General features: G+C 52.2%; 26 protein-coding genes. All 26 read left to right on the top strand.

The window, feature by feature from the left end:
• On the top strand, positions 1 to 94 hold a 94-nt coding region (locus EI185_RS10795; protein WP_502697137.1), incomplete at its 5' end, for an EF-Tu C-terminal domain-related protein.
• Between the two features lie 81 nt (positions 95 to 175).
• Entirely contained in the window at positions 176 to 484 is a 309-nt protein-coding gene (gene rpsJ, locus EI185_RS10790; protein ID WP_124705151.1) for a 30S ribosomal protein S10, read from the top strand.
• A gap of 84 nt (positions 485 to 568) precedes the next feature.
• Positions 569 to 1,213 (top strand): 50S ribosomal protein L3, encoded by a 645-nt coding sequence (rplC, locus tag EI185_RS10785; RefSeq protein WP_124705150.1) that lies wholly within the window; start codon positions 569 to 571, stop codon positions 1,211 to 1,213.
• A complete protein-coding gene (gene rplD, locus EI185_RS10780) occupies positions 1,213 to 1,833 on the top strand; it encodes a 50S ribosomal protein L4 (RefSeq protein WP_124705149.1) in 621 nt (206 codons plus the stop codon). Before rplC ends, rplD begins: the two co-directional genes overlap by 1 nt.
• Positions 1,830 to 2,141, top strand: a complete 312-nt coding sequence (rplW, locus tag EI185_RS10775) for a 50S ribosomal protein L23 (protein ID WP_124705148.1) — start codon at positions 1,830 to 1,832, stop codon at positions 2,139 to 2,141. Before rplD ends, rplW begins: the two co-directional genes overlap by 4 nt.
• 12 nt (positions 2,142 to 2,153) lie before the next feature.
• Entirely contained in the window at positions 2,154 to 2,981 is an 828-nt protein-coding gene (rplB, locus tag EI185_RS10770) for a 50S ribosomal protein L2 (protein WP_124705147.1), read from the top strand.
• Between the two features lie 13 nt (positions 2,982 to 2,994).
• Positions 2,995 to 3,270 carry a 30S ribosomal protein S19 gene (gene rpsS, locus EI185_RS10765; RefSeq protein ID WP_124705146.1) on the top strand — a complete coding sequence of 92 codons (276 nt, stop codon included), beginning with the start codon at positions 2,995 to 2,997 and terminating at the stop codon, positions 3,268 to 3,270.
• Between the two features lie 8 nt (positions 3,271 to 3,278).
• Entirely contained in the window at positions 3,279 to 3,611 is a 333-nt protein-coding gene (gene rplV, locus EI185_RS10760) for a 50S ribosomal protein L22 (protein ID WP_124705168.1), read from the top strand.
• A 9-nt stretch (positions 3,612 to 3,620) separates the two neighbouring features.
• Positions 3,621 to 4,331, top strand: a complete 711-nt coding sequence (rpsC, locus tag EI185_RS10755) for a 30S ribosomal protein S3 (RefSeq protein ID WP_124705145.1) — start codon at positions 3,621 to 3,623, stop codon at positions 4,329 to 4,331.
• Entirely contained in the window at positions 4,315 to 4,731 is a 417-nt protein-coding gene (gene rplP, locus EI185_RS10750; RefSeq protein ID WP_124705144.1) for a 50S ribosomal protein L16, read from the top strand. The genes rpsC and rplP overlap by 17 nt, the downstream gene beginning before the upstream one ends.
• A 2-nt stretch (positions 4,732 to 4,733) precedes the next feature.
• A complete protein-coding gene (gene rpmC / locus EI185_RS10745) occupies positions 4,734 to 4,937 on the top strand; it encodes a 50S ribosomal protein L29 (RefSeq protein ID WP_124705143.1) in 204 nt (67 codons plus the stop codon).
• A complete protein-coding gene (rpsQ, locus tag EI185_RS10740) occupies positions 4,934 to 5,203 on the top strand; it encodes a 30S ribosomal protein S17 (protein WP_124705142.1) in 270 nt (89 codons plus the stop codon). Before rpmC ends, rpsQ begins: the two co-directional genes overlap by 4 nt.
• 140 nt (positions 5,204 to 5,343) lie before the next feature.
• Positions 5,344 to 5,712, top strand: coding sequence for a 50S ribosomal protein L14 (gene rplN / locus EI185_RS10735; protein ID WP_124705141.1), 369 nt, complete (start codon positions 5,344 to 5,346; stop codon positions 5,710 to 5,712).
• Positions 5,713 to 5,722: 10 nt separating this feature from the next.
• The gene (gene rplX, locus EI185_RS10730; RefSeq protein ID WP_124705140.1) at positions 5,723 to 6,040 is read left to right on the top strand and encodes a 50S ribosomal protein L24; all 318 of its coding nucleotides are present in this window, start codon (positions 5,723 to 5,725) and stop codon (positions 6,038 to 6,040) included.
• A 9-nt stretch (positions 6,041 to 6,049) separates the two neighbouring features.
• Positions 6,050 to 6,589: a 50S ribosomal protein L5 gene (gene rplE / locus EI185_RS10725; protein ID WP_124705139.1), complete on the top strand. Its 540-nt coding sequence runs from the start codon at positions 6,050 to 6,052 to the stop codon at positions 6,587 to 6,589.
• A gap of 7 nt (positions 6,590 to 6,596) precedes the next feature.
• Positions 6,597 to 6,902: a 30S ribosomal protein S14 gene (rpsN, locus tag EI185_RS10720; RefSeq protein ID WP_124705138.1), complete on the top strand. Its 306-nt coding sequence runs from the start codon at positions 6,597 to 6,599 to the stop codon at positions 6,900 to 6,902.
• Positions 6,903 to 6,916: 14 nt separating this feature from the next.
• Positions 6,917 to 7,312: a 30S ribosomal protein S8 gene (gene rpsH / locus EI185_RS10715; RefSeq protein WP_124705137.1), complete on the top strand. Its 396-nt coding sequence runs from the start codon at positions 6,917 to 6,919 to the stop codon at positions 7,310 to 7,312.
• Positions 7,313 to 7,324: 12 nt separating this feature from the next.
• Complete coding sequence (gene rplF / locus EI185_RS10710) at positions 7,325 to 7,858, top strand: 50S ribosomal protein L6 (RefSeq protein WP_124705136.1); 534 nt, start codon at positions 7,325 to 7,327, stop codon at positions 7,856 to 7,858.
• Positions 7,859 to 7,871: 13 nt separating this feature from the next.
• Positions 7,872 to 8,225 (top strand): 50S ribosomal protein L18, encoded by a 354-nt coding sequence (rplR, locus tag EI185_RS10705; protein WP_124705135.1) that lies wholly within the window; start codon positions 7,872 to 7,874, stop codon positions 8,223 to 8,225.
• A gap of 12 nt (positions 8,226 to 8,237) precedes the next feature.
• Positions 8,238 to 8,747: a 30S ribosomal protein S5 gene (gene rpsE / locus EI185_RS10700; RefSeq protein WP_124705134.1), complete on the top strand. Its 510-nt coding sequence runs from the start codon at positions 8,238 to 8,240 to the stop codon at positions 8,745 to 8,747.
• Positions 8,748 to 8,752: 5 nt separating this feature from the next.
• The gene (gene rpmD / locus EI185_RS10695) at positions 8,753 to 8,944 is read left to right on the top strand and encodes a 50S ribosomal protein L30 (protein ID WP_124705167.1); all 192 of its coding nucleotides are present in this window, start codon (positions 8,753 to 8,755) and stop codon (positions 8,942 to 8,944) included.
• Positions 8,945 to 9,379 (top strand): 50S ribosomal protein L15, encoded by a 435-nt coding sequence (gene rplO, locus EI185_RS10690; protein ID WP_124705133.1) that lies wholly within the window; start codon positions 8,945 to 8,947, stop codon positions 9,377 to 9,379. It abuts the gene before it with no gap.
• 2 nt (positions 9,380 to 9,381) lie between these two features.
• The gene (gene secY / locus EI185_RS10685; protein ID WP_124705132.1) at positions 9,382 to 10,707 is read left to right on the top strand and encodes a preprotein translocase subunit SecY; all 1,326 of its coding nucleotides are present in this window, start codon (positions 9,382 to 9,384) and stop codon (positions 10,705 to 10,707) included.
• 19 nt (positions 10,708 to 10,726) lie between these two features.
• On the top strand, positions 10,727 to 10,945 hold the full coding sequence (infA, locus tag EI185_RS10680; protein ID WP_124705131.1) for a translation initiation factor IF-1: 219 nt from the start codon (positions 10,727 to 10,729) through the stop codon (positions 10,943 to 10,945).
• 42 nt (positions 10,946 to 10,987) lie between these two features.
• Positions 10,988 to 11,101 carry a 50S ribosomal protein L36 gene (gene rpmJ, locus EI185_RS10675; protein WP_124705130.1) on the top strand — a complete coding sequence of 38 codons (114 nt, stop codon included), beginning with the start codon at positions 10,988 to 10,990 and terminating at the stop codon, positions 11,099 to 11,101.
• 58 nt (positions 11,102 to 11,159) lie between these two features.
• Positions 11,160 to 11,522 carry a 30S ribosomal protein S13 gene (gene rpsM / locus EI185_RS10670; protein WP_124705129.1) on the top strand — a complete coding sequence of 121 codons (363 nt, stop codon included), beginning with the start codon at positions 11,160 to 11,162 and terminating at the stop codon, positions 11,520 to 11,522.
• Positions 11,523 to 11,532: the final 10 nt, after the last annotated feature.

Genomic DNA, 11,532 nt, shown 5'->3' with positions numbered 1-11,532 from the left:
TGCGCCGGTGGCGATGGAAGAAGGCCTGCGCTTCGCGATACGTGAAGGTGGTCGTACCGTCGGCGCCGGTGTGGTCGCGAAAATCGTCGAGTAATAACAAGTTTGCTGAAAAGTGCAAAAGGGCGGTATAATTCCGCCTTTTCGCGTTTGATGTTCTGCTCTTTAGGGTACTGCTATGCAAAACCAGAAAATTCGCATCCGCCTCAAGGCGTTTGACTATCGCCTTATTGACCAGTCCGCACTCGAAATCGTCGAGACTGCGAAACGTACGGGTGCGGTGGTAAAGGGTCCTGTGCCTCTGCCAACCTCGATAGAGCGCTTTGACGTATTGCGTTCCCCTCACGTCAACAAAACCTCGCGCGATCAGTTCGAAATTCGTACCCATTTACGTCTGATGGATATTATCGATCCTACAGACAAAACCGTAGATGCGTTAATGAAGCTGGACTTGCCTGCGGGCGTGGAAGTAGAAATCAAAGTTTAAGTTTGTATCCGTACCGGGCGGTTTTCCCGGGGATAAAAAATGCCGGTCAATTGAAATCGGCGCCTTTTTGCTAAGGATAGAAAAATGAGTTTAGGACTCGTCGGTCGCAAGATCGGCATGACCAGGCTGTTTGCCGAGGATGGTTCAACCGTCCCTGTCACTGTGCTGGATGTGTCGAACAACCGTGTGACCCAGATCAAGACCCCTGCTACCGATGGCTATGCGGCAGTGCAGGTTGCCTATGGTGTGCGTCGTGCCAGCCGTGTAACCAAGGCTGAAGCGGGGCATCTCGCCAAGGCTGCAGTAGAAGCGGGTACGCTTCTCAAGGAATTTCGCCTGACCGATGCCGATGCTGCTTCATTGCAGCTGGGTGGCGTGGTCAGCGTGGAAATTTTCCAGGCCGGACAATTGGTGGATGTAACCGGTACCACCCAGGGTAAGGGTTATGCCGGTGTTATCAAGCGCCACCACTTCTCATCTAACCGCGCCTCGCACGGTAACTCGCGTTCCCACAATGTGCCTGGATCGATTGGTCAGGCGCAGGATCCCGGTCGTGTTTTTCCGGGCAAGCGAATGACCGGCCATCTGGGTGCGGTTCAGCGTACCGTGCAGAAGCTGGAAGTGGTTCGTGTAGATACTGAGCGCCAGTTAATCCTGATCAAAGGCGCTGTGCCTGGGTCCAAGGGTGGGCACGTGGTAGTGCGCCCCAGTGTGAAGGCAGGTGCATAATGGAACTTAAGGTAATCAACGAGCAAGGTCAGGCGACCAGTACACTGGTCGCTTCCGACGAATTATTCGGGCGCGAATACAACGAAGCGCTGGTGCACCAAGTGGTCACTGCGTATATGGCGAATGCCCGTAGTGGTGACCGTGCACAAAAAGATCGTCGCACGGTCAAGCACAGCACCAAAAAGCCGTGGCGTCAGAAAGGCACCGGTCGCGCCCGTTCTGGTATGACTTCCAGCCCGATTTGGCGTGGAGGTGGTCGTGCTTTCCCGAACAGTCCTGAAGAAAATTTCACGCAAAAGGTCAATCGCAAGATGTACCGTGCGGGTATTGCTTCGATTATGTCGAAGCTGGCCAGCGAAGGTCGTTTGTCAGTAGTGGACAGCATGTCCATGGCTGCACCCAAGACCAAAGACCTGGCAAACAGGTTGAAGGGGATGGGTTTGGGTCACGTCATGATTGTGACCGACAGCCTGGACGACAACTTGTGGATGTCCTCGCGCAATCTGCCCAATGTGCTGGTGGTGGAAGTGCGTCACATCGACCCGGTAAGCATGGTGCATTTCGATAATGTGCTGATGACCAAAAATGCGGTCAAGATGGTTGAGGAGATGCTGGCATGAGCCCCACTAAATTCAATGATGCGCGTTTGCTGCAGGTTATCCTTGCGCCGCAGGTTTCAGAAAAAAGCACTTACGTTGCAGACAAGCATGAACAGGTTATTTTCCGTGTAGCTTCGGATGCTACCAAGCCTGAGGTCAAAGCTGCTGTTGAGTTGCTGTTCAAGGTGCAGGTGGAGAGTGTGCAGATTGCCAATGTCAAGGGCAAACAAAAGCGCTTCGGTCGCTTCATGGGTCGCCGCAGCGACTGGAAAAAAGCCTTTGTCTGCCTGAAGCCAGGGCAGGAAATCAACTTCACGGCCGGGCAGTAGGAGTAAATAAAAATGGCACTTATTAAAGTTAAACCAACTTCCCCTGGCCGCCGCGCTGTCGTCAAGGTTGTCACTCCCGGTTTGCACAAAGGCAAACCGATTGCTTCCCTGGTGGAAAGCAAAAGCAAAACCGCGGGACGCAACAACAACGGCCACATTACCACGCGTCACATGGGTGGTGGTCATAAACAGCATTACCGTTTGGTGGATTTCCGTCGCAACAAGGATGGCATTCCGGCGAAGGTCGAACGTCTGGAATACGACCCTAATCGTAGTGCCCATCTGGCTTTGCTGTGTTATGCCGACGGTGAGCGCCGCTACGTGATTGCTCCCAAAGGTATCGAAGCCGGCATGCAGTTGATGAATGGGTCCGATGCCCCAATCAAAGCGGGTAATACCTTGCCCTTGCGGAATATTCCGGTAGGTACCACCGTGCATTGCGTAGAAATGTTGCCTGGCAAAGGTGCGCAGATTGCGCGCTCCGCCGGCACTTCGGTGCAGTTGCTGGCGCGCGAAGGAAGTTATGCGCAATTGCGCTTACGCTCTGGCGAGATTCGCAAGGTTCACGTTGACTGCCGCGCTACCATTGGCGAGGTTGGCAATGGCGAACATTCCTTGCGTTCTTTGGGTAAGGCAGGTGCGACTCGTTGGCGCGGTATCCGTCCAACGGTTCGTGGTGTGGTGATGAACCCTGTTGATCACCCGCACGGTGGTGGTGAGGGTAAAACGGCGGCAGGCCGCCACCCGGTCAGTCCGTGGGGTGTACCGGCCAAGGGTTTCCGTACGCGCCGCAACAAACGCACCAGCGGCATGATTGTGCGTCGTCGTCATAAACGTTAAAGGGTAAAGAGTTATGCCACGTTCAGTTAAAAAAGGCCCGTTTGTTGACGATCATCTGCAAAAGAAGGTGGATGCAGCGCGCGCGGGTAATGATAAGCGGCCGATTAAAACCTGGTCACGCCGTTCTACGGTGCTGCCAGATTTCATTGGTCTGACAATAGCAGTTCACAATGGCAAGCAGCATGTGCCAGTGTTTATTTCCGAAAACATGGTAGGCCACAAGTTGGGTGAGTTTTCATTGACTCGCACCTTCAAAGGGCACGCGGCCGACAAGAAAGCCAAGAGATAGGAGCCATGATGAGAGTTTCTGCAGTATTACGAGGCACCCACATGTCGGCACAAAAAGGCCGGTTGGTGGCTGATCAGATTCGCGGCTTGCCCGTGGATAAGGCGCTGAATATCCTGGCCTTTAGTCCAAAAAAAGGCGCGGGCGTAATCAAGAAAGTGCTGGAATCGGCTATAGCCAATGCTGAGCATAACGAGGGCGCGGACATCGATGAATTAAAAGTCGCTGTTATTACCGTTGACCAGGGGCCTTCCATGAAGCGATTCATGGCGCGTGCCAAAGGTCGTGGTAACCGCATCAACAAACAGACTTGTCACATTGTTGTGACGGTCGGCGACGAATAAGGAACGAGCATGGGACAGAAGATCCACCCGATTGGGTTTCGCCTGGCGGTCGCGCGTAACTGGACTTCCAAGTGGTATGCAGGTAACCGCACGTTTGCTGCAACCTTGAATGAGGATGTGAAAGTCCGCGACTTCCTGAAAAAGAAGCTGGCAAATGCATCGGTAAGCAAGATTGTCATCGAGCGCCCGGCCAAAAACGCGCGCATCACTATTCACAGTGCGCGTCCTGGTATCGTGATTGGTAAAAAAGGCGAGGATATCGAGGCGCTGAAATCACAAGTCCAGAAAATGATGGGCGTACCGGTACATATCAATATTGAGGAGGTGCGCAAGCCTGAAGTCGATGCGCAGCTAATTGCCGCAAATATTGCCAGCCAGCTGGAAAAGCGCATCATGTTTCGTCGCGCCATGAAGCGCGCGATGCAGAATGCCATGCGTCTGGGTGCGCAGGGCATCAAGATCATGAGCTCTGGCCGCTTGAACGGCGCGGAGATTGCGCGTACCGAATGGTATCGCGAGGGTCGTGTACCCCTGCATACTTTGCGTGCGGATATTGACTATGGCTTTCATGAAGCCAAAACCACGTATGGCATTATCGGTGTCAAGGTGTGGGTGTACAAAGGTGACGCGCTGGCCAAGGGCGAGCAGCCTGCAGCAGCCCCGGCCGAACCGGAAAAACGCGTAAGAAAGCCAGGAGCGAAACATGCTGCAGCCAACTAGAAGAAAGTATCGCAAAGAGCAAAAAGGTCGTAATACCGGCATTGCTACGCGCGGAAATAAAGTCAGCTTTGGTGAGTATGGCTTGAAAGCAATTGGTCGTGGTCGTTTGACCGCGCGCCAAATTGAAGCTGCGCGCCGAGCTATGACGCGTCACATCAAGCGTGGTGGGCGTATCTGGATACGTATTTTCCCGGATAAGCCAATTTCGGAAAAACCGGCTGAAGTCCGTATGGGTAATGGTAAAGGTAATCCAGAGTACTACGTTGCAGAGATTCAGCCTGGCAAGATGCTTTATGAAATGGACGGCGTTGATGAGGTATTGGCGCGTGAGGCTTTCCGCCTGGCCGCGGCCAAACTGCCTATTCAGACAGCGTTTGTCACTAGAATGATAGGTAGCTAATTATGAATGCTAGCGAACTGAGAACCAAATCCTCTACTGAAATCAAACAGGAATTGCTGGATTTGCTGCGTGCCCAATTCAGTCTGCGTATGCAGGTGGCGACTCAGCAAACCAACAAAACCAGTGAACTGGGTAAGTTGCGCAAAAATATAGCGCGTATCCATACGATTCAGCGCGAGAACGAACTGAAAGCGGTAAATAAATGAGCGAAGCCGAAATCAAGGTTGCACGTAGCCTGTCAGGGCGCGTCGTCAGCGATAAAATGGACAAAACAGTCACGGTTTTGGTCGAGCGCAAGGTTAAGCATCCTGTGATCGGAAAAGTGATGCGCTTGTCCAAGAAATACCACGCGCACGATGAGAATAATGAGTTTCATGAGGGCGATATGGTGATTATCGAAGAGTGCCGCCCCATTGCAAAAACCAAATCATGGCGTGTTGCCGCGTTGGTAGAGAAAGGACGCGCAGCATAATAATGTTGCGCTTTTTCTAAAGGGCTGGTATAGTCTAACGCTTTTCGTCTCGCCGGAAACGGCGGTCTTCCCCGTACGGGTCCAAAACTAGCTGTCTTGACAGGGGAACCTGGCTCGGCGGGTTAAGTTGGAGAGTTTAAATGATTCAAATGCAGTCCAGGCTGGATGTTGCCGACAATACCGGTGCACGCTCTGTTATGTGCATCAAGGTGCTTGGCGGATCCAAGCGACGCTACGCAAGCATTGGTGACATCATCAAGGTAACCATCAAAGATGCTGCCCCTCGTGGTCGCGTCAAAAAAGGTGATGTTTATAACGCCGTCGTGGTACGCACTGCCAAAGGCGTGCGCAGGCCCGATGGCTCGTTGATCAAGTTCGATGGCAACGCTGCTGTCCTGCTGAACAACAAGCTGGAACCGATTGGCACACGTATTTTCGGCCCGGTGACGCGTGAGTTGCGTACCGAGCGTTTCATGAAAATTGTGTCCTTGGCTCCTGAAGTGCTGTAAGGAGGCGATTGTGAACAAAATTCGTAAAGGCGACGACGTAATTGTTATTGCTGGCAAAGACAAGGGTAAGCGCGGTTCGGTGCTGCGTGTACGTGATGATGACCGATTGCTGGTTGAGGGCATCAATAGCGTAAAAAAACATGTCAAGCCGAATCCGGTTAAGGGTGATGCGGGCGGGATTGTGTCTAAAGAAATGCCGATCCATATATCCAACATCGCATTATTTAACGCGACTTCCAAGCGTGCAGATCGTGTTGGATTCAAGGTTCTTGAGGACGGTCGCAAGGTCCGGGTTTTCAAGTCTAACGGCGAAGTCGTTGACGCTTAAGGGGTAAGCATGGCTCGTTTACAGGAATTTTATAAAACCACGGTTGCCCCTCAGCTGATTCAGCAGTTTGGCTACAAGTCCGTGATGGAAGTGCCGCGTATCGATAAGATTACGTTGAACATGGGCGTGGGCGAGGCGGTGGCTGACAAAAAAGTGATGGAGCATGCCGTAGGTGATATGCAGAAAATCGCTGGTCAAAAAGCGGTCGTCACTAAGTCTAAGAAATCTATCGCCGGCTTTAAAATCCGTGATGATTATCCAGTGGGTTGCATGGTAACGCTGCGCCGCGAGCGCATGTACGAGTTTCTGGACCGTTTGGTAACGGTTGCTATTCCGCGTATTCGGGACTTTCGCGGGTTGTCTGGCAAGTCTTTTGATGGCCGCGGCAATTACAATATGGGCGTGCGCGAGCAGATCATATTCCCGGAAATTGAGTACGACAAAATTGACGCGTTGCGTGGTATGAACATTACCATTACCACCACCGCAAATACCGACGAAGAAGCGCGCGCACTGCTGGCCGCTTTTAAATTCCCGTTCAAGAACTGAGGATGTCATGGCAAAACTTGCTTTGATCAACCGTGATAAAAAGCGCCGCGCAACGGTCAAAAAGTACGCTGCCAAGCGTGCAGAGTTGCTCGCTGCGGCCGGTAACGAAAAACTGTCTGACGAGGAACGCTACGAAGCGCGCCTCAAATTGCAAAAGCTGCCAAGGGATGCTAGCCCGGTTCGTTTGCGCAATCGTTGTCAGCTGACTGGTCGTCCGCGTGGCGTATACAGTAAGTTTGGTCTGGGGCGCATTAAGCTGCGTGAAATTGCCATGCGTGGTGAAGTGCCAGGCATGGTTAAGGCCAGCTGGTAAGCGGGGGATATCGAATGAGTATGAGTGATCCGATCGCAGATATGCTAACGCGTATTCGCAATGCACAAAGCGTCGAAAAAACCGGTGTGGCAATGCCCGCCTCCAAGGTTAAGGCGGCGATTGCGCAAGTGTTAAAAGACGAAGGTTTTATCGACGATTTTGCAGTGCGTGAAAATGACGGCAAGCCTGAGCTGAGTATCAGTCTCAAATATTATGCCGGTCGTCCCGTAATTGAAAAAATCGAACGCGTAAGCCGCCCTGGTCTGCGAATTTATAAAGGCAGCCAGGAAATTCCTAAAGTGATGAACGGACTGGGTATCGCTATCGTGTCGACCTCTCATGGGGTGATGACCGATCGCAAAGCGCGCGCCAACGGCGTGGGCGGCGAAGTTCTGTGCATCGTGGCCTGATGAGGTATTGCAATGTCACGTGTAGCTAAAAATCCTGTTGCCGTACCCGCTGGGGTCGAAGTGACCCTGGGTACAGATGCAATTACTGTTAAAGGTCCGTTGGGAGCTCTAACTCAGCGCGCCAATGCCGATGTTATCGTGGAGCGCGCTGGAGACACCCTGCAATTTAAGGCGGCTTCTGACAGTATTCGTTCTAATGCAATGTCGGGTACCATGCGCGCCCTGCTGGCGAATATGGTGCAGGGAGTGACCAAGGGTTTTGAAAAGAAGCTTACTCTCGTTGGCGTGGGTTATCGTGCCCAGGCCGCTGGCGATACATTAAATCTGTCATTGGGTTTTTCGCATCCGGTTGCGCATAAGATGCCGGCAGGTGTGAAAGTGGAAACGCCTACTCAGACTGAGATTCTGATTAAGGGTATCGACCGTCAACAAGTGGGTCAGGTAGCCGCGGACGTACGCGCGTATCGTAAGCCGGAGCCTTACAAGGGCAAGGGTGTGCGCTATGCCGACGAAGTGGTGGCGCTCAAAGAAACCAAGAAAAAATAGGTAAAGGTTAATCATGGACAAGAATACCGCGCGTCTGCGCAGAGCACGCAAAACCCGTGCTCGCATTGCAGAGCAAAAAGTCACCCGTCTCGTGGTGTACCGTTCCAACTGCCATATCTATGCGCAGATTATCGATGCGACAGGCGACAAAGTATTGGCCAGCGCCTCCACCGTCGAAGTCGATGTGCGCAAGGATGTTGCCAACGGCGGCAATATCAGTGCAGCAGTTGCCGTGGGCAAGCGTATCGCCGAGAAAGCCAAGGGGCTTGGAATCAGCGAAGTGGCGTTTGACCGTTCTGGATTCCGCTACCACGGACGCGTCAAGGCTTTGGCCGACGCTGCCCGCGAGCATGGCCTGAGCTTCTAATTGGGGTAAACAATGGCAAGATTTGAAACAAATCAAGAGAGTACCGACGGCCTGCGCGAAAAGATGGTCGCTGTTAACCGTGTAACCAAGGTTGTGAAGGGCGGCCGCATTTTGGGCTTTGCCGCATTGACCGTGGTGGGTGATGGTGATGGCGGTATCGGTATGGGTAAGGGCAAGTCACGTGAAGTTCCCGTTGCGGTACAGAAGGCGATGGATGAAGCGCGCCGCAAACTGGTTAAAGTCAACCTCAAAAACGGTACTCTGCATCACGCCGTTATCGGCAAGCATGGTGCGGCGGTTGTTTATATGCAGCCAGCCTCTGAAGGTACCGGAATTATTGCCGGTGGCCCGATGCGCGCCGTATTTGAAGTGATGGGCGTGCATAACATCCTGGCCAAATGCATTGGCTCAACCAACCCGTATAACGTGGTGCGTGCAACCATCAATGGTCTGCTGCAAGTTAATTCTCCTTCGGAAATTGCTGCCAAGCGCGGCAAATCCGTCGAAGAGATCATGGAGTAAGAATGATGAGTACTGCTGCTGCCAAAATGATGAAGGTAACGCTGGTTAAAAGCGTTATTGGTACCAAGCAATCACACCGTGCTTGCGTCCGTGGCCTGGGCCTGCGCCGCATGCATCATACTGTGGAAGTGCTGGATACGCCGGCTAATCGCGGTATGGTTAATAAAGTAAATTATCTCGTAAAGTGCGAGGGTTAAATGCAACTTAATACTATTAAACCTGCTGACGGCAGCAAAAGCGCAAGACGCCGCGTTGGACGTGGTATCGGAAGCGGATTCGGCAAGACTGCGGGTCGTGGCCACAAAGGTCAGAAATCTCGTACAGGCGGATATCATAAAGTTGGCTTCGAAGGCGGTCAGATGCCTTTGCAGCGACGTTTGCCCAAACGCGGCTTTGTTTCGCTGACTTCAGGGGATACCGCCCAAGTGCTGTTGTCTGATCTGGATAAGCTGCCGGTAGATGATATTGATATCCTGGTGCTTAAGCAGGCGGGTATTGTTCACGCTCGTGCCAAGACGGCAAAAGTAATTTTGTGCGGCCAATTAAAGCGTGCAGTGAAGCTGCATGGTGTGCTGGCTACGCAAGGTGCACGTGCAGCTATTGAAGCTGCCGGCGGCAGCTTCGTGGAATAATCTTGGCTGCGAATAAGCCCAGTACAGGCAGTGCCGATAAATTCGGCGATTTGAAACGGCGTTTGCTGTTCCTGATTGGTGCGCTGGTAGTGTACCGAATAGGAGCGCATATTCCAGTTCCTGGCATAGACCCGGTGGCGCTGGAACAGCTGTTCCGTTCCCAAGAGGGTGGCATCCTGGGCATGTTTAACATGTTCTCGGGTGGTGCGCTGTCGCGTTTTACCGTGTTTGCCCTTGGGATCATGCCATATATATCGGCATCCATCATTATGCAGTTGCTGACGGTGGTTTCCCCTCAGCTGGAAGCGCTGAAGAAAGAAGGTGAAAGCGGGCGCCGAAAGATTACCCAGTACACACGCTATGGTACTGTGGGGTTGGCTTTTTTCCAGGCGCTGGGTATTGCCATTGCGCTGGAAGCGCAGCCAGGTTTGGTGATTGACCCGGGCTATATGTTTCGTCTGACGGCGGTAATGACGCTGGTTGCCGGCACCATGTTTCTGATGTGGCTAGGTGAACAGATTACCGAACGCGGTATTGGCAACGGGATCTCGATGATTATTTTCGGCGGCATCGTTGCCGGGTTGCCGCATGCTATTGGTGGTACGCTGGAATTGACGCGTACGGGGGCATTTTCCATTCCTCTGGTGTTGATGCTGTTTGTTGCAGTAGTCCTGGTCACGGCGCTGGTAGTGTTTGTAGAGCGGGGCCAGCGAAAAATATTAGTGAATTATGCCAAGCGCCAGGTAGGGAACAAGGTTTATGGCGGGCAAAGCTCGCATCTGCCGCTTAAGCTAAATATGGCAGGCGTGATTCCGCCGATTTTTGCTTCGAGCATTATTTTGTTCCCGGCAACTTTGGCTGGCTGGTTCGGTAGCCATGAGAGCATGAGCTGGCTGAAAGATGTTGGTGCGACATTGTCGCCAGGACAGCCGATTTACGTGATTCTGTATGCATCGGCAATTGTCTTTTTCTGTTTTTTCTATACCGCCTTGGTATTTAACCCCAAGGAGACGGCAGATAATCTCAAAAAGAGCGGAGCTTTTGTTCCTGGAATTCGGCCTGGTGAACAGACGGCGCGCTACATTGATAAAATAATGGGGCGCTTGACCCTGGTGGGTGCAATTTATATCACGCTGGTATGTTTGCTGCCGGAATTTCTGATAGTGAAATTCAATGTGCCGTTTTACTTTGGAGGGACCTCACTGTTGATTATCGTGGTGGTCACCATGGATTTCATGGCGCAGGTTCAGGCTTACATTATGTCCCACCAATATGAGGGGCTGCTCAAGAAAGCTAACTTCAAGGGTAATGGTTTTGTTTCGCGTTAAGCGGCAGGTGGCTCGATAGATGTCAAAAGAAGATACCATCCAGATGCAAGGTGAGATTCTGGAGACCCTGCCGAATGCAACCTTCAGGGTCAAACTGGAAAATGGTCATATTGTTTTGGGACATATCTCCGGAAAAATGCGTATGCACTATATTCGCATTTTGCCAGGCGACAAAGTGACGGTTGAATTGACGCCGTATGATTTGACCAAGGCTCGAATTACGTTTCGTGCCAAGTAAGTTATTTGCCGTGCCATGCACGGTTATGTCGAGGAGTTTTTCATGAGAGTACGGGCATCAGTTAAAAAAATCTGCCGTAAATGCAAGATTGTACGTCGCAAAGGCGTAGTTCGGGTTATTTGTGAAGACCCACGCCACAAGCAACGCCAAGGTTGATTGTTTTAGCCTGGCTTTAAATGATAGAATTTAATGTTTTCGATTCCGGAGTGATTAGATGGCCCGTATCGCAGGGGTAAACATCCCGAACCACCAACATGCCGAAATTGCGCTAACAGCAATTTATGGTATCGGCCGCACCGTTTCCCGCAAGATTTGTGCGGACGCGGGTGTGAATACAGCAGCCAAGATCAAGGATTTGACCGACGCTGAGATGGAAAAGCTGCGCGAAGGCGTGGCCAAGTACACGGTTGAGGGTGACCTGCGCCGCGAAGTCACTATGAACATCAAACGCCTGATGGATATGGGTTGCTATCGTGGTATGCGCCATCGTCGCGGTTTGCCATTGCGAGGCCAGCGCACTCGTACCAACGCCCGCACCCGCAAAGGCCCGCGCAAGGCCGTTCGCGCGACCAAATAAAGGAATAGAG

This window comes from Sulfuriferula multivorans (assembly GCF_003851125.1).
GTDB classification, from domain to species: Bacteria; Pseudomonadota; Gammaproteobacteria; order Burkholderiales; family Sulfuriferulaceae; genus Sulfuriferula; species Sulfuriferula multivorans.
This window is presented reverse-complemented; position numbering and strand designations above follow the sequence as displayed.